The 25,244-nt window shown below is 38.7% G+C and carries 20 protein-coding genes; 15 read left to right on the forward strand and 5 right to left on the reverse strand.

Translation table 11 applies throughout. From position 1 onward, the window contains the following. Window positions 1-240: 240 nt before the first annotated feature. Window positions 241-2,694: a glycoside hydrolase family 88 protein gene (locus N7931_RS15770; protein WP_262795313.1), complete on the reverse strand. Its 2,454-nt coding sequence runs from the start codon at window positions 2,692-2,694 to the stop codon at window positions 241-243. Between the two features lie 480 nt (window positions 2,695-3,174). On the opposite strand from N7931_RS15770, the gene N7931_RS15775 reads away from it, so the two are divergent. From N7931_RS15775 to N7931_RS15845, 15 genes are all read left to right on the forward strand, one after another. Continuing rightward, complete coding sequence (locus N7931_RS15775) at window positions 3,175-4,149, forward strand: TRAP transporter substrate-binding protein (protein ID WP_262795314.1); 975 nt, start codon at window positions 3,175-3,177, stop codon at window positions 4,147-4,149. Then, window positions 4,149-4,637 carry a TRAP transporter small permease gene (locus tag N7931_RS15780; RefSeq protein WP_262795315.1) on the forward strand — a complete coding sequence of 163 codons (489 nt, stop codon included), beginning with the start codon at window positions 4,149-4,151 and terminating at the stop codon, window positions 4,635-4,637. The genes N7931_RS15775 and N7931_RS15780 overlap by 1 nt, the downstream gene beginning before the upstream one ends. Before the next feature lie 2 nt (window positions 4,638-4,639). Beyond that, window positions 4,640-5,938, forward strand: coding sequence for a TRAP transporter large permease (locus tag N7931_RS15785; protein ID WP_262795337.1), 1,299 nt, complete (start codon window positions 4,640-4,642; stop codon window positions 5,936-5,938). 112 nt (window positions 5,939-6,050) lie between these two features. Next, the gene (locus N7931_RS15790; protein WP_262795316.1) at window positions 6,051-7,505 is read left to right on the forward strand and encodes a glycoside hydrolase family 28 protein; all 1,455 of its coding nucleotides are present in this window, start codon (window positions 6,051-6,053) and stop codon (window positions 7,503-7,505) included. 57 nt (window positions 7,506-7,562) lie between these two features. Further along, entirely contained in the window at window positions 7,563-8,954 is a 1,392-nt protein-coding gene (locus tag N7931_RS15795) for a polysaccharide lyase family 1 protein (RefSeq protein ID WP_262795317.1), read from the forward strand. Further along, entirely contained in the window at window positions 8,954-9,691 is a 738-nt protein-coding gene (locus N7931_RS15800) for a rhamnogalacturonan acetylesterase (RefSeq protein WP_262795318.1), read from the forward strand. Before N7931_RS15795 ends, N7931_RS15800 begins: the two co-directional genes overlap by 1 nt. A 22-nt stretch (window positions 9,692-9,713) precedes the next feature. Continuing rightward, window positions 9,714-10,853, forward strand: coding sequence for a pectinesterase family protein (locus N7931_RS15805; protein ID WP_262795319.1), 1,140 nt, complete (start codon window positions 9,714-9,716; stop codon window positions 10,851-10,853). Between the two features lie 39 nt (window positions 10,854-10,892). Beyond that, window positions 10,893-12,362 carry a mannitol dehydrogenase family protein gene (locus N7931_RS15810; protein ID WP_262795320.1) on the forward strand — a complete coding sequence of 490 codons (1,470 nt, stop codon included), beginning with the start codon at window positions 10,893-10,895 and terminating at the stop codon, window positions 12,360-12,362. 301 nt (window positions 12,363-12,663) lie between these two features. Then, window positions 12,664-14,019 carry a c-type cytochrome gene (locus N7931_RS15815; protein WP_262795321.1) on the forward strand — a complete coding sequence of 452 codons (1,356 nt, stop codon included), beginning with the start codon at window positions 12,664-12,666 and terminating at the stop codon, window positions 14,017-14,019. Window positions 14,020-14,031: 12 nt separating this feature from the next. After that, complete coding sequence (locus N7931_RS15820) at window positions 14,032-15,459, forward strand: hypothetical protein (protein ID WP_262795322.1); 1,428 nt, start codon at window positions 14,032-14,034, stop codon at window positions 15,457-15,459. Window positions 15,460-15,474: 15 nt separating this feature from the next. Next, window positions 15,475-16,209 carry a DUF1080 domain-containing protein gene (locus N7931_RS15825; protein ID WP_262795323.1) on the forward strand — a complete coding sequence of 245 codons (735 nt, stop codon included), beginning with the start codon at window positions 15,475-15,477 and terminating at the stop codon, window positions 16,207-16,209. A 169-nt stretch (window positions 16,210-16,378) separates the two neighbouring features. Then, a complete protein-coding gene (locus N7931_RS15830) occupies window positions 16,379-17,698 on the forward strand; it encodes an acetylxylan esterase (protein WP_262795324.1) in 1,320 nt (439 codons plus the stop codon). A 152-nt stretch (window positions 17,699-17,850) separates the two neighbouring features. Then, on the forward strand, window positions 17,851-18,729 hold the full coding sequence (locus tag N7931_RS15835; protein WP_262795325.1) for an intradiol ring-cleavage dioxygenase: 879 nt from the start codon (window positions 17,851-17,853) through the stop codon (window positions 18,727-18,729). 58 nt (window positions 18,730-18,787) lie between these two features. Beyond that, window positions 18,788-20,296 (forward strand): ATP-binding protein, encoded by a 1,509-nt coding sequence (locus N7931_RS15840; protein ID WP_262795326.1) that lies wholly within the window; start codon window positions 18,788-18,790, stop codon window positions 20,294-20,296. Continuing rightward, window positions 20,289-20,966, forward strand: a complete 678-nt coding sequence (locus N7931_RS15845; protein WP_262795327.1) for a response regulator — start codon at window positions 20,289-20,291, stop codon at window positions 20,964-20,966. Before N7931_RS15840 ends, N7931_RS15845 begins: the two co-directional genes overlap by 8 nt. Before the next feature lie 81 nt (window positions 20,967-21,047). On the opposite strand, the gene N7931_RS15850 is transcribed toward N7931_RS15845, so the two are convergent. The 4 genes from N7931_RS15850 to N7931_RS15865 are packed head-to-tail and all read right to left on the reverse strand — an operon-like array spanning window position 21,048 to window position 25,203. After that, on the reverse strand, window positions 21,048-21,896 hold the full coding sequence (locus tag N7931_RS15850) for a transporter substrate-binding domain-containing protein (protein ID WP_262795328.1): 849 nt from the start codon (window positions 21,894-21,896) through the stop codon (window positions 21,048-21,050). Between the two features lie 53 nt (window positions 21,897-21,949). Then, a complete protein-coding gene (locus N7931_RS15855) occupies window positions 21,950-22,651 on the reverse strand; it encodes a DUF6445 family protein (protein ID WP_262795329.1) in 702 nt (233 codons plus the stop codon). Between the two features lie 20 nt (window positions 22,652-22,671). Further along, the gene (locus tag N7931_RS15860; protein WP_262795330.1) at window positions 22,672-24,150 is read right to left on the reverse strand and encodes a tryptophan halogenase family protein; all 1,479 of its coding nucleotides are present in this window, start codon (window positions 24,148-24,150) and stop codon (window positions 22,672-22,674) included. 6 nt (window positions 24,151-24,156) lie between these two features. Continuing rightward, window positions 24,157-25,203 (reverse strand): cupin-like domain-containing protein, encoded by a 1,047-nt coding sequence (locus N7931_RS15865; protein WP_262795331.1) that lies wholly within the window; start codon window positions 25,201-25,203, stop codon window positions 24,157-24,159. Window positions 25,204-25,244: the final 41 nt, after the last annotated feature.

Below are 25,244 nucleotides of genomic sequence, written 5' to 3' on the forward strand. Positions count from 1 at the left end.
TCTCAGAAAAAATCCCTCACTAGAAAAAGAACTTAAACTAAAAACCAATAAATTTAAGGCTTTAGCTAACTTCTTATCCTGAGTTGAGGTTAAATACCGTTTTAGTGCTACCTAGTTGAGTAAATATATGCGATAAGTAAAAATAAGCCGGAAAAATATCCGGCTTATTTTAAGTTTTCTATAACTAGAGTCGGTGGACTTTTGTATATAGTTTTTTGTAGTTAAATACTTCTTGCTTGCTTATTTTATGAGTTTTGCGATTTGAGTGCTTGCCATAATAAATGGACCGGTGCCTTTTGGATCGTCATTTAACACAGGTTCATTCATATAATAAGCATAGCTACCGTCGCGGCCAAACCCTAAACCAGCAACAAAGCATAAGTTAGTTAAACTGACGCTGCCATCTGGATGAGTTTCAATAAACTCGTTCACTAAACCCTGATAAGCTTTTAATGCCACTGGGGTATAGTCTTTGCTGATGTAACCTTTGTTAATACCTTTGGCATAAAAATAGGTAAACATGCTGCTGGCAGATGACTCTAAATAGTTACCAACTGCGTCTGGTTTATTTGGAATTTGATACCAAGTACCAGTTTCGTCTTGATAGTTTTTCAGAGTCACCGCTAACTCATCAATTACGGTTTGTACTTTTTTACGTAAATCAGAGCGAGATTCTGGGATGTAGTCCAAAATATCAACCGCTGCCATAGCTAACCAGCCCATGCCGCGCGCCCAGAACTCTTGCGATAAACCTGTTTGTGGGTTCGCCCAGAAGATACTTTTTGATTCATCCCAGCCATGGAAATAAAGGCCAGTTTGAGGATCGCGTAAATAGTCACGGGTCACTTCAAACTCGTGTACCGCTTCTTCAAGTGATGCACCATCTTCAAACATACTTGAGTATTGCGCTAAAAATGGCATACCCATATAAACCCCATCTAACCATAATTGATGTGGGTAGATTTTTTTATGCCAGAATGCGCCTTGGCTGGTTTTTGGGTGATTTTTAAGTTGAGTTCTTAACTGAGCAGCTGCAACTCGGTATTTATCGTCACCAGTTTGGTTATATAAACGCAGTAACATTTTACCTGAGTTTATTTTATCAATATTGTAGTCAGACTCTTTGTAAGTAATGATTTGACCTTCTGGGGTGATAAAAGAACCAATAATCGCTTCTGCCGCCTGACGGTATCTTGGTACATCAGTGGCCTGATTTAAATCATCAAAAGATTGTGCCAATAAGCCAGTTGTATATGTGTATTTTGATTCACGAAAACGCATTTTATCAAAACCACCATATACATAATCATACGCTTTACGGCGTAGTTCTGAATCGGCTAAACGTTTTGCCCAGTCCAGTGCATAATCCGCGGTTAACGGCTTTTGTTTTTCTGCCTGACCTAATTTAGTGGTTTTATTAACACGTACAGTGCGGGTTAAACGCTCAGCTGTTTGCTCTAAATACTGAACAAAATCGGCTTGGTTAGTGATGCCGTTTTCTTCTTTTTCCCATGCCGCGGTAAAATAGTATTCTAACTCGTTATGGTTACTTTGAGTGACAACGACATAGTTATGTTCATCTTGCGTAACTTCTTTAATATTGGTTTTACGCACAAAAATAGCCATACCTAAATTGTCGTCATTTAAGCTTTGTTTACCGTAAGAGGCAAAATAAACCCAGCCAGTACCTTGAATGTCCATTTCACCTTGTAACCAAGTGGTGTTAGGCCACTTAACAATACCTAGTGCGATATCATCCAGTTTTTCGCTGGTTTCAAGCTCAACATGAACCAAGCGGCTGCCAGCTGTCATTGACATGTGGCTGGTTAAATCTAAATGTTGATTATTAACATGCCAGCCTTTGTAATCTATTTCTAATGATGAATATACCGGACCATTTTCTACAATTTCGGTATGCCAGCCATCCACTTTTGAAACACGTTCAATTGCTTGACCATTCCAGTGGCCGTAACCACCAACCCCAACGGCTTTACCTACTTTTAGAACATCCATGCCCCAATCTTGCATTTCGTGGTAACTTGCGTAACCGTCTTGGCCTACTTTATGAAGCGCAATTTCATTTTTTACTTTACCAAAAATATCAAAGCCGTTACGCCAGTCTAAATAAAAACGATAGCCCACTTTATCAGACTCTAACCCTGGGCCTTCGTAGCGAATATACTCTGAATGATCTGTATATTGTTCTGGCGCTGTTAGCTCATCAACATTTTTAAATGTGCCGCCAATGTATTTTTTACCATCCCAGTGGCCACCTACTTTATGTGATACCTCGGCTTGGGTTCTTTTTTCAAAGTTAGGTTTAAAGTTTCGGTCTGCTTCAATCATTAATTCAATTGACTGACCAGAATCAAATTGGTTTAAAATTGCAAGCTGATCTACAAAACCATCGTTGTCGGTATCTATATTCTGGCTTGGGATAACCTGAGTACCGTTTTTAACTACGATATTGGCCACTCTGGGATCGTTGGCATTTAACCCTAAAGAATCAAAAGTAAAGAAAGTGGTCTCGTCTTTTCTGGCAAAGTTAGACGGGTTGGCCAATTTTAATTTTGCAATTTGATTAGTGGCTAACTGGTTTTTGGTTTGTGGCTTGGTATCTATATTTACTGTGTCTTGAGTGGCAGTACACCCCAGTATGATAGTTGATATACCTAAAACACCGATTTTTTTCATGTTACCCCCATCAGCTTTATTATGCTGCGTTAAAAATTAACAGTAATTGTTATAAACTTTGACTTGCTGAACAAGTTAATTTGGTCAATAACGTAAATAATTTAATTTCAGCTTGTTAATATAAACTTATTTTTTATAAAATGCCACCGGTAGCATTTATTTTCTTTTAAGCATTGTGTCTGCCTGTTAAAAAGGTTAACATTCCTGCAACCTGTTATGCGGGCTATTAACCAAAATGTAGGTGGCGTAGTGTAAAAAATGCTACCGGTGGCTGTTTTATTAACTTATTTAATTTAAAGGTTATTTACTAAAATGGCTGATCTTGGTTTATATATTAAGTGTCGCGGGGCATAAAAAATCTAACTTTTGCTAACAACTAAAGCATAATTTAAAGCATATATTAACTAGTAAAATGCAAATTATTTAACCTTGTGTCGCCATATTTTAGCAAGGTTAGAACAGAGGTAATTTATGGGTGGAATGATAAAAAAAATCATACTGGCATCCAGCTTAGTAATATTTTTAACGAGCTGTAGCCAAAAAGATGACAAGGTTATCTTACGAATGGGACATACCTTAGACACTGAGCACAGTGTACATAAAGGCATGGTCTACATGGCAAAAAAACTGGATGAATATTCCGGCGGCACAATGGAAATTAAAATTTATCCAAACGGCCAGCTTGGTAGTGAGCGTGAAATGGTTGAGCTACTACAAATTGGTAGTTTGGCAATGGCAAAAATATCTGCCGCAACGGTAGAAGGTTTTGTGCCGGCAATGCGGGTTTATGGTGTGCCTTATTTATTTGAAAATCGTGAACACAAATGGAAAGTATTACAAGGTAAAGTGGGGCAAGAGTTATTAGATGCGACTCAAGCCGCCCATTTTGTTGGTTTAGGATATTACGACTCAGGTAGCCGCAGCTTTTATATGACAGATACTAAAGTTGAAAAGCCTGCTGATTTAACCGGTAAAAAAATTCGCGTATTAGAAAGCCAAATGGCGATTAAAATGGTCAGCACATTTGGTGGTGCTGCTACGCCTATCTCGTTTGGTGAGCTGTATGCTGCATTGCAACAAGGTGTGGTTGACGGCGCTGAAAATAACCCACCTTCGTTTTACTTATCAAGACATTACGAAATTTGTAAATACTATATTTTAGATGAGCATACCTCTGTGCCGGATGTGGTTTTAAGCAGCAAACACGTTTATGACAACTTAACAGAGCAGCAGCAAGCGTGGTTGCAAAAAGCAATTGATGATTCAGTTGAGTATCAAAAAGAGTTATGGCTTGCCAGTGAACAAGAAGCTTTAGACGCTGTAAAAGCTGCTGGTGTGCAAGTGATTTATCCGGATAAAACACCGTTTATCAATGCCGTATCCGGTTTACATGCCAGTTTTGAAGGGACTTTAGTTGGCGAATATCTGCAAAAAATTAAAGCGGAGGCCGAATAATGGGTGGTTTAATGCGTTTAATTGAAAAAGTGTTGGCTTATTTATTAATTTGCCTGACAACTTTAATTGTTGCTGGTGTAACTTGGCAGGTTTTTTCCCGCTACATTTTACAAGACCCCAGCTCTGTTACAGAAGAATTATCAAGATTTTTATTAATTTGGATTGGTTTATTTGGTGCAGCTTACGCATACAGAACCGGCTCCCATTTAGGTTTAGATATTATCTCTAACCGAATGAAAGGGGTGGCGCTTAAATTAAACCGTATTTTTATTCATTTAAGCGTGATGACATTTGCGGTCGTTGTAATGGTGATTGGTGGTATTTCACTGGTTTCGTTAACTATGACACCGGCTCAAATTTCAGCATCGTTAGAAATCAAAATGGGTTTTATCTATTTAGCAGTGCCAGCGTCTGGCGTGTTAATTACTTTGTTTGCTATTGATAATTTAATCAAAACTTTAACTAACCAAGAACCTGCGGGAGAATAATGATGGAATACACAGGTTTAATTTTAGTTGGCGTATTTTTTTTACTGCTTGCGTTTAATATTCCAATTTCTTTTAGCATTGGTTTAGCCACTTTAGTGACTATGTTATGCAGCATAGACTTTGTTCCGGCTGCAACCACCATTGCTCAGCGTTTAGCGGGTGGTATTAATAGTTTTGCATTATTAGCGATTCCGTTTTTTGTATTGTCCGGTTTAATTATGGGGCGTGGTGGTATTGCCAAGCGCTTAATTGAATGTGCAATGGCGCTCATTGGTATGTTACCGGGCGGGTTAGCTCTGGTTAATGTTTTATCTTGTACTTTATTTGGTGCTATTTCAGGTTCAGCCGTTGCGGCAACCAGCGCTATTGGTAGCTTTATGATCCCGCAAATGGAACAAAAAGGCTATGACAAAAACTTCAGTGCGGCATTAACTGGTGCGGCGGCTACCACGGGGATGCTAATTCCACCTAGTAATATCTTAATTATTTATGCAATCGCCAGTGGCGGGGTGTCTATTGCCGCGTTGTTTGTTGCGGGTTATTTACCAGGTATTTTAGTGGCACTGGCATTAATGTTAGTGTGTGCTGGTTATGCAAAAATAAAAGGGTATCCAACCGAAGCAAGATTGCCATTTAACATTGTTGTGCAAAAAGTGGTGGCGGCGTTACCGAGTTTATTATTAATTATTATTGTTATTGGCGGCATTATCGCGGGTGTGTTTACCGCAACCGAAGCCGGAGCAATTGCGGTATTGTACTCGTTAATTCTATCTGTCGTGGTATATAAAGAAGTATTACCAAAACAACTGCCAGAGATTTTATTAAAAGCGGCTGAAACAACCGCGATTGTTATGTTGTTAATTGGCGCATCATCAGCCATGTCGTGGATTTTATCTTACGAGAATATTCCACAAACCATCAGCGACTTTTTATTGGCATTAAGTGAAAATCCATTTTTAATTTTATTAATTATTAACTTGGCCTTAATTATTGTGGGTGCCTTTATGGATATGACTCCTGCGGTACTTATTTTTACGCCAATATTTTTACCAGTTGCAGTTGAGCTGGGTATGTCGCCATTGCACTTTGGTATTATGATCGTTTTAAACTTATCTATTGGTTTATGTTCACCGCCAGTAGGTTCGGTATTATTTGTATCTTGTGCGGTTGCTAAAACGTCGATTGAAAAAATTATTCGTCCACTTATGCCACTTTATTTAGCTATGTTTGCAGTGCTAATGTTAGTGACATACGTGCCAGCAATCAGTGAGTTTTTACCAAGCTTGTTTGGTTTAATTTAATTTTATATCTACACTTTTTAAAACGCGGGCAACCGCGTTTTAAAATAAATAAGCTGCTACCGGTGGCAATAAATAAACTTAAAAGTTTCATGCATTACAAAGGTATATAAAGATGATGGATTTAAATAAACGTAAGTTAATTAAAAATGTAGGTTTTGGCGTAGCTGGTGCTAGTGCGCTTAATCTGGTTGGTTGTGGTTCAACCCAAGTTTTAGAATCTGTTGCAGAGAATGCTGGCCCAACAAAAGCAGAATGGGATGCGAATGTTGAACGTATTCGTAACCGTATTAAATTACCTAATATTCCAAACCGTGAATTTGTATTAACCGATTTTGGCGGTAAAGGCGATGGCCAGTTTGATAATACCCAAGCTTTTAAAGATGCAATTGCCGCAGCTAAAAAATTAGGTGGCGGTAAAGTTATTGTGCCTGCCGGTCACTTTATGACAGGTCCTATTCATTTAGAATCTAAAACAGAATTACATATTAGCGAAGGCGCAACAGTTGCGTTTTACGCCGAGCCTGAGCGTTATAAGCCTTATGTTTTCACCCGTTGGGAAGGGATGGAATTAATTGGTTATTCACCGTTAATTTATGCATTTAAAAAGACAGATATTGCGATTACCGGTAAAGGCACATTAGAAGGTGGCGGTAGCAACCAAGATTGGTGGCCGTGGAAAGGTAAATGGAAAAAAACAGCATGGCCAATCAGCGATGTTGAAAACCAAAAACATACCCGTGATGCATTAGGGGAAATGGTTGAAGCAGGTGTGCCAGTTGAGCAGCGTGTTTTTGAAGAAAACTATTTACGTCCACCATTTATTCAGCCGTACTTATGTACCAATGTATTAATTGAAGATGTCACTGTTAAAAACTCACCATTTTGGTTATTAAACCCTGTGTTGTGTACCAGTGTAACGATTCGTGGTGTGCATTGTGACAGCTACGGCCCTAACTCAGATGGTTGTGATCCTGAATCTTGTAAAGATGTACTGATTCAAAACTGTATTTTTGATACAGGGGATGACTGTATTGCAATTAAATCTGGCCGAAATGCCGATGGTCGCCGTGTGGGTGTACCTTGTCAAAACTTAATTATTGAAGATTGCCAGATGAAAGCAGGCCACGGTGGTGTGGTGATCGGCAGTGAAATTTCTGGTGGTGTTCGTAACTTATTTGCCCAAAACTGTGAAATGAGCAGCCCAGATTTAGATCGTGGTATTCGGATTAAAACCAACTCAGTACGTGGTGGTTTATTAGAAAACTTATATTATCGCGATATTAAAATTGGCCATGTAAAAGATGCGATTGTGGTGAATTATTATTATGAAGAAGGGGATGGTGGCAAATTCCAGCCAGAATTAAGAAACATCAATATTCATAATCTTGAAGTAAACGAAGCTAATCGTGCCTTTAATATTCGTGGTTTCCCTCATAACCACATCACAGGTATTTCACTTAAAAATGTCAATATCAAGTCAGTTAAAGAAGACAGCGTGCTTGAAAATGTCAGCAATGTGAAACTTGAAAATGTCATGATCGCTGGTAAAGAGCTTAAATCTATTTAAGCTGCAACTTGCATGATTAAAACGACGATTTGTTATTTAACCGTTTGAGGTTATTGAATGAAAGCCTTTTTTTCTGGCACTTTACAGGCTGCTTTATGCAGCCTGTTAATTACATCGCAAGTGGCATTTGCCCAAGCTCAAAGTTTAGCCTTTCCTGAAGCTAAAGGATTTGGCCGCTATACCCAGGGAGGGTATGGTGGTCAAATATACGTTGTTGATTCGCTAGCAGACAATGCACAAAACCCAGCTAAAGGAAGCTTGCGCTACGCTGTTGAACAAAAAGGCCCAAGAATCGTTGTTTTTAATGTATCTGGGGTGATCCATCTACAAGCCCCGCTTAAATTTAATAACCCTTATATTACAATTGCCGGGCAAACTTCGCCCGGCGGTATTGTGATCAGCGGAAATACCACTGGTATTTCAACCGATCAGGTAATTATCCGTTATCTGCGTTTTCGGTTAGGCAGCTCAGTTGCCGATGAAGATGCAATCACAGCGCGTAATACCCGTGATGTGATTATCGACCACTGCTCATTTAGCTGGGGTGTAGATGAAACGGCTACTTTTTATAACAATTACAACTTTACCCTGCAAAACAGCATTATATCCGAGAGCTTAAATAATGCAGGCCATGCTAAAGGTGAGCATGGTTATGGCGGCATTTGGGGCGGTGCCGGAGCCAGCTTTATCAACAATGTGATTGCACATCACACTAGCCGCTTGCCCAGAATTAACGGTCACAGATTAAAACCAACTTATCCGCAATCAGACAGTTATGCAGAATTAATTAATAACGTGATTTATAACTGGCAGGATAAAAGTACCTATGGCGGTGAAAACGGCCGTTTTAACTTAATTGGTAATTATTACAAACAAGGGCCAGCGGGTGGCGCAAAACGGATTTTTGAGTTTTTTCCGGTCAAAGTGGGTGACAATAAAACCCAAGCCTTTATTGCTGAAAATTATTTTGATCAGCAAATTAAATTAACTCAAGACAATAGCAAAGCGCTTAAATTTCCTAAAGGGACAACTCAAACTGAAATCCAATCAGTTTTGCAAAATAAACCGGTTGTGCCTAACCAGCAAGCTGAGCTGGCTTATTATCAGGACGCTGTTTCAGCCAAAGCTGCGTTTCAGACACTGATTTATCAAAAAGAAGTGGGTGCAAACCGTAATCAAAGCGGATTTTATCTTGATTCAGTTGATGAACGTGTATTGGCTGAAATTAAACTTGGGCAAGCTAATAAAGGTAAAAATGGCATTATTGATACAGAGCTAGACTCGATAACCAGTTGGGCTAATTATCAGCAAGATTTTAGCCAGTTTAAAGCTTACCCTGATACTAATCAAGATGGCATCTCTGATTTATGGATGGCTAAATTTGCGGATAAATTAAATCAAAATCAACCCGCTATCCAGCAATATATCAACACATTAGGAGCATTTTAATGAATAGAAAAATCTCATTGTTAGCTGTATTTGCTTTGGTGTTTGCCTGCGTTTCTTGCGCAACTGCACCAGTCACTAAACCCAGTGTTTATATTGTTGGGGACTCTACCGCCAGCGAATATAAAGCTGACCGATACCCAAGAACAGGTTGGGGTATGCGTTTACAAAACCAATTGGCTGATGGGGTAAAAGTGGTTAATGCGGCGGTATCAGGCAGAAGCTCACGCAGTTTTATTAACGAAGGCCATTTTGATAAGGTTAAAGCGAATATTAAAGCGGGCGATTATTTGATTATTCAGTTTGGACATAATGATCAAAAAGACACAAATAACCGTTATACCGATCCGGCGACCAGTTATAAAACTTATTTAACTCAATATATTGAAGCTGCTAGAACGGTAGGTGCTAAACCGATTTTAATTACCTCAATCAACCGTTATAAATTTGATGATAATGATCAAATTATTGAAAGTTTGAGGGATTATCCATCAGCTATGCATGAGTTGGGAAAAAGTTTAAACGTACCTGTCATTGGTTTAAATAAAAAAACAAAAGCCTTATTTGAGCAATTAGGCCCTGTTAAAACAAAAGCTTTATTTTTATTTTATCAACCAGGTGAATATCCGTCTTATCCAGATGGTGTTTCAGATGGCACGCATTTATCTGTGTGGGGAGCCGATGAAATTGTTCAGCTTGTGGTTGAAGATTTAAAAGAAATTGCACCAGATTTATTTTAATCAGCATCAATAAAGGCTTCTTATGACTAAACAACTTTTAGCGCTATGCACCGGATTGATTTTGCTTTGCGCCTGCGCTGCAAATCAAGTTAAAACCGATGGCTTAAAGGTCGATTTTGATGTGGTTGTTGCTCAGCAAGCTAACGATTTAGCGCATTGGCAAAAACAGAACTATCCGGTTTATAAAAGTGTGCAAGCTGCGTTAGATGCAGGCCCTAAAGATAACTCAGATTATAAAGTGTTTATTGCACCGGGGCGTTATTACGAGCGGGTTATTGTGGTGCATGACAATGTAAGTTTTTATGGTGCGGGTGAAGATAAAACCATTATTACTTACGATATTTATGCAGGTAAAAAAATTCCCGGTACAGATAAAAACTATGGTACATCTGGCTCAACCACTTTCCGTTTAGACGGTAAATCTTTTTATGCTGAGCATTTAACCATAGAAAACGGATTTGATTATCCGGCTAACGAAAAGTTGGATAATACAGATGAAAACAAAGTCGGTGGTGAGCAGGCGGTAGCCTTAAAAATTATGCCAACCTCTGATAAAAATATTTTCAAAAATGTCACCTTTAAAGGTTATCAGGATACGTTATATGTTGATGGCGGGCGTAATTACTTTTATCAGAATAAAGTTTATGGTCATATAGACTTTATTTTTGGCAGAGGGATTGCGGTATTTGATAAGTCCGATATTATTTCACAACCAAGATTTAAAGATGTGAAATACACGGGTTATATTACAGCGCCGAGCACCCAAATATCACAGCCTTATGGTTTTACCTTTATTGATTGCCGGTTATTAAAAGCCAATGGGGTGACAGATGGTTCTGTACCGCTTGGGCGGCCTTGGCATCCGACCACCACCTTTCATGATGGTCGTTATGCCGATCCATTTGCTATTGCTAAAACCGTATTTATCAATACTTATATGGATACTCATATTAGTGATGAAGGATGGGCATCTATGAGTGGTACTAGTAAAGTTGGGGGTGAAAAAGTGATTTTTACCCCTCAAAGCTCAAGGTTTTTTGAATATAAAAGTTATGGGCCAGGTGCAAAAATAAATCCGGAGCGTCGTCAGCTATCTGATTTTGAAGTAGACAATTTTTACCAAATTAAACAAGTTTTAGGCGGATGGCAGCCAAAACTGTAAATAACTAGCGAATTAGTACGTGAGATAAGCGAGATTGTTATGAGATTAAACCAACAAAACTTAACTGAATTACAGCAAAAAGGTGCAGCTGGTGTCACTTTACCAAGCTACGACCGTGAGAATACTAAAATTGGTATTGTGCATATTGGCTTAGGTGCATTCCACCGCTCGCATCAGGCATTTTTTACTGAAAAAGTGATGAATAAACAAGGTGGAAATTGGGGCATTTGTGGTGTTTCAATGCGTAATGTTGAGTTACAAAAAAGCCTTGAAGAACAAGATTGTTTATATACGTTAGCGATTGCAGACAAGCAGGATGAATTTCAGGTTATTTCAGCATTAAAAGAAGTGTTAGTTGCTGCAAATCAAGCTGAACAAGTGATTGCCCGTTTAGCCAACCCAGATACGAAACTAGTCTCGTTAACTGTAACTGAAAAAGGCTACTGTTTAAATGCTTCTGGTAATTTAGATACCGAATTAGCAGGCATTAAACACGATATTGAAAACCCAACCCAGCCAAATACTGCGCTTGGCTTTTTAGTGGCTGGTTTAGCACAACGTTTTGAGCAAGGCACAGCCGCATTTAATGTGATTGCTTGTGATAACTTACCGGATAACGGTAAAAAATTACGCCGCGGTGTGATCCAACTTGCTCAGGCAAACTCGGCTGAATTAGCTGCATGGATTGAAAGCAATGTTGATTTTCCAAATACAATGGTGGATTGCATTACGCCAGCAACCGAAGATAAAACACTTGAAATGGTTAAATCTGCGTTAGGACTTGATGATTTAGCACCGGTTCAGCGTGAAGGGTTTGATCAATGGGTTATTGAAGATTGTTTAACGGGTGAACGTCCGGATTGGGAAAGCGTTGGGGTGATTTTCACATCTAACGTTGGAGGCTTTGAGCATACTAAATTACGTATTTTAAATGGTTTGCATTCTACCCTAGCTTATTTAGGCCGTTTATGTGGACATGAATCTGTATTTGAAGCTGTTTCTGACCAAGCGTTAAAAGCGTTTTTACTTAAATTAGTAGATGAAGAAATTATTCCAACCATTGAAGCGCCTCAAGGATTAGATTTAACCGAATATTCACGTCAGATTATTGCGCGTTTTGAAAATCCTAAAATTCGCCATTTGTTAGAGCAAATCGCGTGTGACGGTTCAATTAAAGTACCAGTGCGCACATTAGAGCCAATCAACGATAATTTAAATGCGGGTCGCAGCAATAATAATGCACTTTATTATGTTGTTGCAGGTTGGATTAAATTTGTAGCTAACAAAGTAAAAACGGGCGAGCAATTAAATGATCCTAAAGCTGATTTAATGATAGCTAAAGTTAATCAGTTTAACGGTGATGCTGCACATGACGTTAAATTGTTCTTAACAGCTGATGGTTTAATTGATACCAAGTTAATTAGTCATCCGCAAATTGTTGAATCTGTGATCAGTGCTTACAGCCAAATTATAGACACAGCCGATCTTCGCACTGTGTTACCAAAATAATCTCGGTTTTACTCAGTTATATCCTAAAGGGCTCGTTTAAATATAATAATTTAAGCGAACCCTGCTTTAAATCTTATATTTAACCACTCTGTGAACTAAATTATTTATTACAAATTTATCATTTAATAACTGTTGTATTTTTATTTTTATTTATATAAAACAATAAATTAAATTTAATCCTGCCTTATTGTTTACAAAAAGTTTTCATTTTTTATTAATATTGATTTGTTGTATTAAATATAATGATTTAGTATTTAATCATCATTAAAACTTATTTTGAGCAACCAGCAGAGATATTAAAATGATAAAGCAAACAAAGAAATATTTCGGGTTTGTTTTTAGTACATTACTGATAACGTTTACATCTTCAGTTTTCGCTAAAAATATTGACGAGCAAGTCAGCAGCCTGCTGAAAGATCAGGCGGCTTTAGCATCTGGTGAAAAAAACTATGGCATTTATTGTGCCGCTTGCCATAAAAAAGATTTATCCGGCGCAGTTGGATTTAATTTAAAAGACAGCGAATGGGTGCACGGTGATTCTGCCGAGGCTGTATTTAATAACATTTCTAACGGCTTTGCCCAAGCCGGCATGCCAGGTTTTGGCACTATGTTAAGTGAAGAACAGCGCAAAGAAATTGTTGCGTTTATCTTTTCAAAACGCGAAGGCATGGCAAATATTGAATATAAAATTTATCAGCCAAGCCAATATCCTAATTATTCATTTGCCGATTTAGCAAAAGCAACTCCGACCAAACAAGGTAAATCAACTGATAACCTGATTCATTTTGAGCTAGCAGAAACCAAAGAATATGCCATTGTGGTCACCGCCGATGTTTATGCCCCCAATGATAAAGACGCTATGTTATTTGCTAAACCAGGGCCATTTAGCCAGTTTGAAGTATTAGTTGATGGTGAGCCGGTTAAAATGCAAGGCGGCTGGGATCGATTCTGGCAACTGAAAAAAGGCTATCAGCACCTTACATTTAAAATGATGTTGCCTAAAGCACCTTATAATGAGCTAACCCAAACGAATTTGGATTTACGGGTGATGACGCCGGATGAAGCAATTAATTTTTTCCCAGTGTCTAAAAAAGCTGAAACCATTATTAATCAGTTAGAATTTAATATTATCGCAGATAAAAAAGTTGTGGTGCAGCGTAAAAAAGTGGCTGACTTACCGGCTTATAGCATTTCAGTTGGTTTTCCGAGCAAGCTCAATTATGCATTTAATACTAAAACCTGTAGCGTGGTTGGGGTATGGAAAGGTGACTTTTTAAATGTAGGGCCAAATATTATTGAGCGCGGTAAATCAAGCAGCTTGCCAATTGGCAGTTGGGTATTTAAATCACCACAAGTGATTGGTTCACAGCAAGCCGAAGACTGCTTATTTACTAAGTATCATAAAACTGATCAGCCTACCTTTTATTTTAATTTAAATGGTGTTGATTTGAGCCTAACAGTTAAAACCGTTAATGCGGGTTTAATCGAGTTTGAATATCAGGTGATTAATGCGCATGGCAATGCTTTATTAGCGTTAGATTTACCTGAACTAGCAAACAGTAAAGTTGCAGTATCAGCCAATAATCAGTCAATTGCTGCGGATAAAATTAACTTGGCTAAAACCAAAACCTTTACTGTGACAATTTCCGGGATTTAAGGGGAATTTATAATGAAAAAAACATTACTGGCAGCCAGCTTAATAACGGCGTTAACACCTGCTTTGGCAGAACAAGTGATCCCTTTAGGTTATCATCTGCAAACTATTACCACACCCGCTGAGATGGAGTTTCACGTAACAGGCTTAGATGTGGATTCTGACAATAATATTTATGCAGCTACGCGTTTTGGTGATGTATGGCGCTATACCGCAACAGGTCAGTGGCTAAAATTTGCTGAAGGTTTACATGAGCCAACCGGTTTATTGGTGGAAGATAAGCAAAATATTGTGATTGCACAAAAACCAGAATTAACCCGCTTAACAGACACAGACAAAGACGGCGTTGCGGACGATTATATTAAACTGGCCGACGGTTGGAAATTTCATGATAACTATCATGAATATCATTTTGGTCCGGTAAAAGATAAGCAGGGAAATTTTTACGGCACATTAAACTTAAGTCATGGCGATCCTAACGCGTTTGACATGGGCACTATGGGTAGCTCTGGCGGGTATCGTGGCTGGGCTTATCAGGTGAATACAAAAGGTGAATTTGTGCCTTATGCGTTTGGTTTACGCTCGCCAGCCGGAATTGGCATTAGCCCAGATAATGAAGTATTTTTTACCGATAATCAGGGCGACTGGGTAGCTACTTCTACGTTACAGCTATTACAAAAAGATAAGTTTTATGGGCATCCGGTTTCGTTAATTGATCATCCTGATTTCAGCAAAGACAAAATCCGTAATACATCAGTTGAAGATTATGATAAGTGGCGACAAAAGCCAGTGGTGCATATTCCGCATGTTGAAATTGCTAATTCTCCCGGCAACCCAGAATGGGATACAACCAAAGGTAAATTTGGCCCGTTTAGCGGACAAATTTTTGTTGGCGACCAAACTCAGTCTAACGTATTTCGGATTATTCTCGAAGAAGTGGATGGGGTAAGACAAGGCGCTGTTATTAACTTTATTGATGGCTTTCAAAGCGGTAATATCAGAATTAAATTTGATCATAAAGGCCAGTTATGGGTTGGCCAAACCGCACGCGGCTGGGGCGCAAAAGGGCCTAAACCTTATGGTTTGCAAAAAGTAGTTTGGGATGGCACAACACCGTTTGAAGTATTAGATATTAAAGCCAAACCAGATGGTTTTAGAGTCAGCTTTACTCAGCCGGTGAATGCTGAGTCGGTAAATAAAAAATCGATCACGGCTGAGCAGTGGCACTATACTTACAGCGCTAACTATGGCTCGCCTAAAGTTGATTTAACCAAATTGGAAATCAAATCAATTAAGCAGGTTGATGCCAAAACGCTAGATTTAAAATTGGATGCAACAGAAGATCATGTTGTTATGATTGACTTTGCAGGCGTTACTAATGCGAAACAACAGCATCCAAGCAGCACCAAAGTGTATTACACACTCAATAAAAAACCGGAATAAATGAAAGGCTTAATTATGAAAAAACAAACAACATTACTTGCAATCACGCTAGTTGGATTATTTAGTTTATCTGCGCATGCAAAAACCGAAGAAATGAAGCCGGAACATACAGAATTATGGAAAACCGTTAAAAAAGTAAATCCAGATCCTGTCCCGTCAGATGCGATTGTTTTATTTGACGGCACTAATATGGATCAGTGGACACACGAAGATGGCAGCAAAGTTGAGTGGAAAATTGAAGACGGTGTGGTCACGATTGTAAACGGAACACAAAGCATTATCACCAAAGAAAAATTTTGTGATGTGCAGCTTCATATAGAATTTAGAGCACCCAAACCAGAAGGCAAACCTTTAGGTCAAAGTCAGGGTAATAGTGGGCTTTATTTCCAAAAACGATATGAAGTACAAATCTTAGACTCTTACGATAACCCAACTTATGCCAATGGTCAGGCGGCGGCTGTATATAAACAAAATCCACCTTTAGTTAACGCCAGCCGAGCGCCAATGAACTGGCAAACTTACGATATTATTTACCATGCGCCAATTTTTAATGAGCAAGGTGTATTAAAAAAACGGGCAGATGTGACCGTATTACACAATGGGGTATTAGCGCAGGATCATTATGTTTTACAGGGTGATACCCGTTATATTGGATTCCCGCAATATAATGCACATACTTGCGATCATTTATTGCTGCAAAATCATGGACAAATTGTGAGTTTCCGTAATATCTGGATCAGAAAATTATAATGTGATTGTTAGCTTCAAACCGCTACCTTATGGTGGCGGTTTTTAGGATTCTTGCGTTTCATTCCAACTATTTTTTTACTTAATTTGCCAACTGTTTTACAATTCGATCACAGTTAAATTTAACATGGCCTGATATGGGTTCAGGTTATATCCTCAAGCGCAAATTAAGATGAAATTTTTCAAAAATATTAGAAATATAAGCCTTTTCGTTGTCGTTTTTACAATAGTTTGTCCGGCGGTGGCAGAAAACTATCCTTACCGTAGTGATATCAATTGGGTAACCACGCCCAGCCATGATAATTGGTTATATACAGTTAACGAAGAAGCCAGTGTAACGGTTAATTTATATCATTATGGTATTCGCCAAAATCACCTTGAAATTGAATATGAAATTGGTCCTGAGTTATTACCGGCCGATACCCAAGGTGCGGTTACTTTAGTAAACGGGCAAGCCAGAATAACGGTTGGCACTATGCTGGAACCTGGGTTTCGTGATTTAAGGTTAACGGCAAAAATAGATGGTGAAACTTATAAACATCATATCAAACTTGGCTTCTCACCAGAAAAATTAACCCCTTATACCCAAATGCCGGATGATTTTACTCAATTTTGGCAAACACAATTAAAAGCGGCATCAAAAGTACCGGTGAGCATTGAAAAAACCTTTGTTGCCGAGTTTTCAGATGACCAAGTTGATTGTTATTTAGTTAAAATTCAAGCTTATCAAAAAGGTCAGTATGTTTATGGCTATTTAACTGTACCTAAACAAAAAGGGAAATATCCGGTTGTTATTTCGCCGCCGGGCGCGGGGATTAAACCGATGACACCGGAAAAGCATTTATTTTATGCGCAAAATGGTGTGATCCGCTTTGATATGGAAATTCATGGCATTCGGCCAAATTTAGACAAAGCAACTTATAATGAGATCAGCGCAGCGTTTGGCAAAAATAATAATAGTTATTTGGTCAATGGGTTGGATGATCCGGATAATTATTATTTGAAAAAAGCTTATTTATCTATGCCGAGAGTCGTAGACTTTTTAACCAGTTTAACCGAATGGGACGGTAAAAATGTGATTGCGCAAGGCGGTAGTCAGGGCGGCGCTTTGGCTTTAGTATTGGCCGGATTAGATAAACGAATTACAGCAGTTTCGGCCAATCACCCGGCATTAAGTGATATGGCGGGCTATAAAGCAGGCCGTGCCGGTGGTTACCCGCATTTATTTAATAAATTCAGTGGGATGGATACGACTGATAAACTCAAAACCTTGCAATATTACGATGTGGTTAATTTTGCCCGCCAAATTAAAGTACCGGTATTTATGACCTGGGGATATAACGACGACGTTTGCCCACCAACCACCAGTTATATTGTTTACAATACCATTACCAGTGAAAAAACGGCTTTAATTACGCCAGTGAACGAACATTGGGTATCAACTAAAACCCGACATAAAATTTTAGACTGGATTAAAGCAGGACTAAAATAACCACCTCAAAACTGAACAGCCGGTTTTTAATCGGTTGTTCATTTCCATATTTTTTGCACATTTTGTCGATATTATTTGCTGGATTATTCGCTAGATTAAAGCCACATCAGGTAACAACCTGAGTTAAGGTTAATTTGCAATCTACGGAGAAAATGATGGCTAAATTTGATTTAAATCGTCGCAAAGTATTAAAAACCGCAGGTTTAGTATCTGTCAGCTTACCTTTTATTTATTTATCAGGCTGCGGCTCCGACGGTCGCAGTTCAGTTGATTTATCGGATAATACCGATACTGACAGTAATACCGACACAGACAACTCAACTGATAATTCAACCGATTATACTGGTGATTGGGCGCAAGGCGGTACAGCCAATATGACAGCTAATTTTCCGGATGATGAATTATTTGCACTGGCTTCAAGCTGTACTATAAATTTAACCAAAAGCCAGACGGAAGGTCCGTGTTATTTTCAGGCTGATGTGTTAGACGATATTTCGGAAGAGCAAACCGGTTTGCCAATGCAGCTTTGTTTACGTTTAGTTGATAGCGATTGCCAGCCGTTAAGTGGCTACGAAATTGAAGTATGGCATTGTGACGTAAACGGTTTATATTCTGGCGATACCTCTGACAGTGCTGACAGCAGCCGCTTTGCCGGTGGGTTTTGTACCGACAATGATAGCAAAGCTGTTGCAGCAAAATGGTTTAGAGGAACGCAGGTGACCGATGCCAATGGGCGGGTTAATTTTAAAACCTGTTTTCCGGGGTGGTACTCAGGCCGAACCATTCATGTGCATTTTAGAGTGAAAAACAATAATAATGATCAGGTGATTTCACAGTTTTGTTTTGCTGACAGCTTTACCAAAGAGATTTGTACGACACATCCAGACTATGCAGCCAGAGGTGAGCAGGATACACCGGTTGAAGGTGGTCGGGATAATGTATTTGGTAGTAATTATCAGGCATTTTTGTTTGATTATTCACAAAATGAAGATGGTTCATTATTAGCTTATAAAACCATCCAAATTGCTTGAGTGACGTTCACGGATGAACTTTTTTACCTTGATAATTTGATTTAACCAGCGGATTTTTATGCATTTAAAACTCAGATCTAAACTGCTATTGTCATTTATATTTGCGACCGTCTCTTTGATTGTCGCTTTGTTTTTTTTAATGCATTGGAGCTTTAATAAAGGCGCTGAATCTTTTATTGAACAGCAAGATCAAAGGCAATTAACCCAGCTTAGTGAAAAGCTGGCGGTTTTTTATCAGAGTCATAAAAACTGGGATAAATTTAAAAAATCGCCGGAGTTGTGGCAGCAATGGTTATTAGCGCATGCCAGCCAAATGCCGCCTTTTGCCGATGGTGGATTTAACAATATGCCACCGCCCGCCAATATGGCAGGTATACCTGATCAAATGCCGCCTAAACCGGATAATAAACCGCCGCCTGCGCGTAACGAGTTTAATCATACTGCTGAATTTCCGCCGCGAGCTAAGCCATTTTATTTATTAACTGAACATAAACAGCCGGTTGCCGGACCTGTCAGTGAAAAGGGTAAACGCATGGCGATTATCAGTTTGACTAACCCAAATCAAATTATTGGTTATTTGGGAATTCCGCCGCAGCCAAACTCATTAATGATGCACTTTAAAAAAAGCTCACTGCGTTCAGAGCAAATGCAACTGATCGTTTATTTATTAATTGGTGCATTTGTGCTGTCGGTTTTAGTGGCTGTGCCATTATCGGCTTTATTAACCAAGCGAATTGGAAAAATTCATCAATTTGTTAGTCATTTAACTCAAGGCGATTATCAGCGTGAATTAATCCTAAAAGGTAAAGACGAAATTAGTTTATTGGCAGAGCATTTAAATGCATTGGCTGGCACACTTGATAAAGCTGAGGTGCAACGCAAACAATTAACTGCGGATATTTCACACGAGCTACGTACTCCGGTTGCAATTATGCAAGCGAATATTGAAGCGATGCAGGACAATATAGTACCGCTCAATGCAGAATCGGTTGACCGTTTGCATGCTCAGATTTTACGTTTGGCTAAACTAATTGACGATTTATATCAGTTGTCGCTGGCCGATATTGGCGAACTTAAATATCAGCTAACCCAGCTTGAACTTAATCAGTTGGTGGACGATGTTGTTAAAGAGTATCAGCCGGTTTTTAATAAACACGGCTTAGCATTGGATTTTGTCGATAAAAGTAAAACGCAGCTTTATGTTAATGCCGATTATTTTAGGTTAAAACAGGCTTTAGCTAATATTTTAGATAACAGCTTAAAATATACAGATGCCCCCGGTCAGGCTGTGGTACGGTTAAGTTGTGATGCAAATCTTGCCCGCATTAGCGTTTATGATAGTGCGCCGGGTGTTGATGCTAATTTACATGCCAGATTATCTGAGCGTTTATTCAGAGCTGAAAAATCACGCAACCGTAATCAGGGTGGGGCAGGGCTAGGGCTTAATTTGGTTGCCAGCATTATTGAGTATCATCAGGGTAAACTAAATTTTAGTCACAGCGAATTAGGTGGGTTAAATCTGGAGATTTGCCTGCCGCTAAATAACCAGAATGGCAAAGATGATTAATAAAATATTATTGGTTGAAGATGAAACTGAGCTGGCTGACATGCTGGCGGCTTACCTTAAAAATGCCGGATTTAGTGTTAAATTAGAAACCAACGGCGCAAATGTTATGTCGGTATTTAAACAGTATCAGCCGGATTTTGTTTTGCTGGATTTAATGTTACCTAATGTAGACGGCCTTACTTTATGTAACCAAATTAGGCAGGTGAGTCAGGTGCCAATTATTATGCTCACCGCCAGAGTGGATGAAATCGACCGTTTATTAGGGTTAGAGATAGGTGCAGACGATTATATTTGCAAACCTTATAGCCCACGAGAAGTTGTTGCAAGGGTAAAGGCGGTGTCGCGCCGTTATCTGGCCGATGTGAATCCACAGCCTGAGCCAAACGGTTTAATCCTTAATGAAAACGAGTTAGAAGCATATTGGCAAGGGCAAGCGCTTAATTTAACTTTAATTGAATTTAGATTATTGCAGGCGATGGTAAAAGCGCCGCGACAGGTATTTACCCGTGAGCAATTAATGGAAAAAATTTATCCCGACGAGCGCATTGTTAGCGACAGAACCATTGATTCGCATATCACCAAACTGCGTAAAAAACTTAATTCAGCTAATCAAAATCAGGATATGATCCAGTCGGTTTATGGCGCAGGTTATAGGTTACAACTTGTGTAAACTTGGGCTCTAACAGAGCCCTATTAAGTGGGTGTATCTATAGTAGTATTTAAACAGCAAGCTAGTTTAATAACAATTTATTTACCTTTCACCTATTGTAAACCAGAGTTTTTTGTTATCCAAAGGTGTCTTTTCAGGGATATTGGGGTTATCAATTCGAATCACTGTTCTGGTATCTAAATGTGCTTGCTCAAGCGACTTGGATACTAGAGGGTGGTTGTAGAAAAATTCATCGAATGAACCATCATCTATCATTTTAAGTAAACCAGATTCAATGACTTGAGCTAATTGTTGGTTATCTTTAGCAACAAAAAAATAAGCCGCTAATGGATAAACTAATAAAAGGTTTTTTTCTACCATTAAATCTAGTTTGGGCCTAGCCTCTACTTCAGCAAACGGTTCATGTACTCCACGTGGGAACATATCAAAGCGTTCTCCATCAAGCATATAAAATAAGCTGTTATATTTTAATGCAGTGACTACATCTAATCCTGCAGCTTGTAAAACTTGAGTATCAGCCCATTGACGACCTTGGCCTACTTTGAATTGTTTTAGGTCGGATAAAGAATTGACAGAATTAAATTTATCTTGATTGCCTTGTTTAATAATAAATAACCTATGTCCTAATAATCCTTTAAATAGAGGGATACGAATGGGCAATAAAATTTTCTCATATTCTTTATTCGTACCGCTCCACATGATATCTAAATTTCCAGAGTTTAGATAATTAATCATTTGGCCTTGGTTTAACTCGATTTTACTGGGTTTGACTGTATAAGTATTATTTGGATCTCGTTTGAGTGCTTCTTTGAGTAACGCAAGTTGGTACTGATTATTAATTGAGTCAGCATTATTGACTTTTAATTCTATGGTAGCGGCAGTAAGGGGTAAGCTGAGACTTGCAAATAAAACAAACAGTAACTTCTTCATAAAATTCATCTCTTTTAGAAAATTAGCGCGTCTGTTTTCAATCTGGCATTGGTCTAAATACAATCGATAAACGTATTTATCGTTAGCCTTCCGTTAGCAGGGTTTAGATCGGGAACAAACGAATTTGGAATGTTGCCAGAATGTAAAACATTTTTAGGATAAACCAAAATTCGATTAAATACAGCAGTTTGTTTGAAAATTCTTTGAAAAAGTGGTGTATCACCATTGATATATCCATCTTGCTTTTTAGGCATATTAGCTGTGCCATTTTCAGCTTCGAGCGATTTTAGATAAGCCGTGAGTCTTTGTTCTGTTATTCGCTCAAAACCGGTCTTTTTATGTCGGTAAAAACCAGTGCCACCTTGTTCAGTTTTAGATAAATAATGCACAGTTGCAAGTGATTGTGATTGAGTAGAATCAAAATGGGGGATGCGTTGTAACAAATGCAAATTGTGTGGCGGTTGGGTAACAAGCGAAAACTGAGACTGGGAAATTTTTATATTAGTGGAAGAAAAATTAAATATATCAGTTAAATAGGGCGCTATGGTGGTTAATAATATCGTTTGGTAATGAGCGGGCGCGGGCGCTCTGACCCCCGGATAAAATTGTGATTGACGGCTAAAAGTTTGTTTGCAGGCAAAACGAACCAGTTCATGCGATTGCTGAATAAAATTATCAATAATTAATATCGGTGTTTGTTCATCACCAAATTGTTCAATCTGGATATTAATAGTGTCGCTTAAAGTTAACTGCATAATGGCTCGCGAATATCCAATTAAGCAAAATGCTGATTTAAAAAGCTTTGATGGCTGGGCAAAGAGCTAACGGCTTTTTCAATATTCATTTGCATGCCTTTAAATAAATGTTTTAGCTCGGCTTCCGGCATACTGTTGACTACTTTATGGTATTGCTTAGGCATAATTCCCTGACCAAGCATAACCTGAGTCCATGAATCAACTCTGAATAATTCGTTATTGTGCTGAAAAGCCAGCGCATTTTCACGGAACATATTTATTCTGTGAGTTAAACTAGGTGGTACTTCCATACTTTTACAATAACGCCAAAATGCGGTATCGGTTCTGTCGGTAACATGGTAATGTAAGATAATGAAATCTCTTATTTTTTCTATTTCATCTAAAGCCTGTTGATTGTATTCATCAATAATACTTTGATTGATATTTTCAAATGAAAATAACTGAATTAAGCGGGTAATACCCATCATAATTAAATGCAAACTGGTTGATTCAAGCGGTTCAACAAAACCCGAAGCCAATCCTAAAGCGACACAATTTTTATTCCAGTTTTTTAAGCGTCTGCCGGTTTTGTATTTTATGACTCTGGGCGTATTTATAGTTGCAGATTCCAGATTATTTAATAACGTTTGGCTAGCGGCTTCATCATTTAAATATTTACTGCAATAAACCAAACCATTGCCAATCCGGTTTTGTAGCGGAATTTGCCACTGCCAGCCAAAATCACGGGCAATTGAGCGAGTGTAGGGCAGTGCATCACTCGTTTTTTCGGTTTGTACGGCAATTGCGCTATCGCACGGTAGCCAGTGTGACCAGTCTTGATAACCAGTATGTAAAGTCTGCTCAATTAACAGGCCTCGAAAACCGGTACAATCGATAAACAAATCTCCGCTAACTATATGACCATTATCCAATTCTAACGATTCAATATAGCCAGTTTCATTATTTTGGTTGACCTGTTTTATTTTTCCTTGAGTGCGTTTTGCGCCGTTATTTTCACTAAATTTGCGTAAAAATTGCGCGTATAAACCGGCATCTAAATGATAAGCATAATTCAGCTCTGGCTTTTGGGTGAGCGCAAATTTATGAGCTTGGGCGGCCTGATGTTCTATGCAGTATGTGCCAAAATCAGCCGCAATTCCTAATTTTTGGGCTCTTAACCAAAAGTGAATAAAATCGGCAATCCAAGTTTGCTGACCAGTTTGGCCAAATGAGTGGAAATAGTTTTTTTCAATATCCTGCCAGTTTTCAAACGAGATCCCCAATTTAAAACTGGCATTGGTTGCAGCAACAAATGCTTTTTCATCAATCCCTAATAATTTATGAAAAGCGCGAATTGGAGGAATAGTCGCTTCGCCAACCCCAACTGTACCAATCTCATCCGATTCAACTAGCTCAATTTGTACTGTGGATGATAATTTTTTTGATAAAGCGGCTGCAGCCATCCAACCCGCGCTGCCGCCACCTGCAATAACAATTTTATTAACAGATTGATTATTCATAATTTTTTACCGGTTTAATTTATTTAGTAACATGGCGCGAAGCTGTCGGCTTTGTAAATTATCTATCTCGCCTAATACGCCTCGGCTGGATTCAGCTAAATGTTGAGCCGCTAAGTTATCCTCACCAAAAATGTAATAATCGAACAAATGTTTCCAAGCCTGCTTTTCAGCTTTAGGTCGGTCACGCAAACTTAAAAAAGCATGTTGGAGTACATTGATGGCTTGCCCGCGGGATTTAGCAAAGCTATTCCACCAATAATTTATCAGGATATTAAAGGTATCTTGTGTTTCAACTTGATGCCACCACATACAAGGAATAAAAATGGCGTCTCCGGGTTCTAATTCTGCAATTTGTCCGTGCTCTATAGCATTGGCAAATTTAGGAAATCGTTCAAAATCTGGATTATCAAAGTCGACTAAGGTGATTGGCTGGCCTCCCGGAGTGAGTTCAAGTGGGCCGGGATATAGGTTTTCCACCTGATCAGGTGGAAATAAAGTGAATTTACGTTTTCCAGCGACACAACAGGCGATATTACTTTGCGCATCCCAGTGACAAGGAGAAAGTGTTTGATTACCAATCCAAATACCTGTGAGTGGGTCTGCTCCTTCTAGTGGGTTTTGCTGAAAATAAGGATAATCAAACGATAAATGATTTTGCTGGTGAATATCCGGAAAATGAATTTGTAAAATGTTAGACGCTATATAACGCACCGGATAATCAGGGTTGGCTAAATTATCCATTAATTCGGTTAAAATCTGAGTTAAGTTGGTTTGTTTAATATCAAAATTAAGTTTGGAGCAGTCATGATTATAACCAAGTCTGCGAGTTTGTTTATTGTGACCAAAATAAACTGGCGCTGGTTTTTGGGTATCGCTTTGTATTAACGTTTTAATTGCCGATTGAGTATTGTTAAGTGCGGTTTGAACCAGTGGCCAATGTTTGATTAGCCCTTTTAAAATAATCGGTTGCTCAGAGTTGAAAATGGCCTCGGGAATATAATCGGCAGTGATGTCTGAGATTGACTGAACGTTTTTTGTTATTGTTTTCATCATTAAATACAAAGGTTTATTCGGTTTTATTAAGTCGTTTTAAC

This window comes from Catenovulum sp. 2E275, from assembly GCF_025515275.1.
Taxonomy (GTDB): Bacteria; Pseudomonadota; Gammaproteobacteria; order Enterobacterales; family Alteromonadaceae; genus Catenovulum.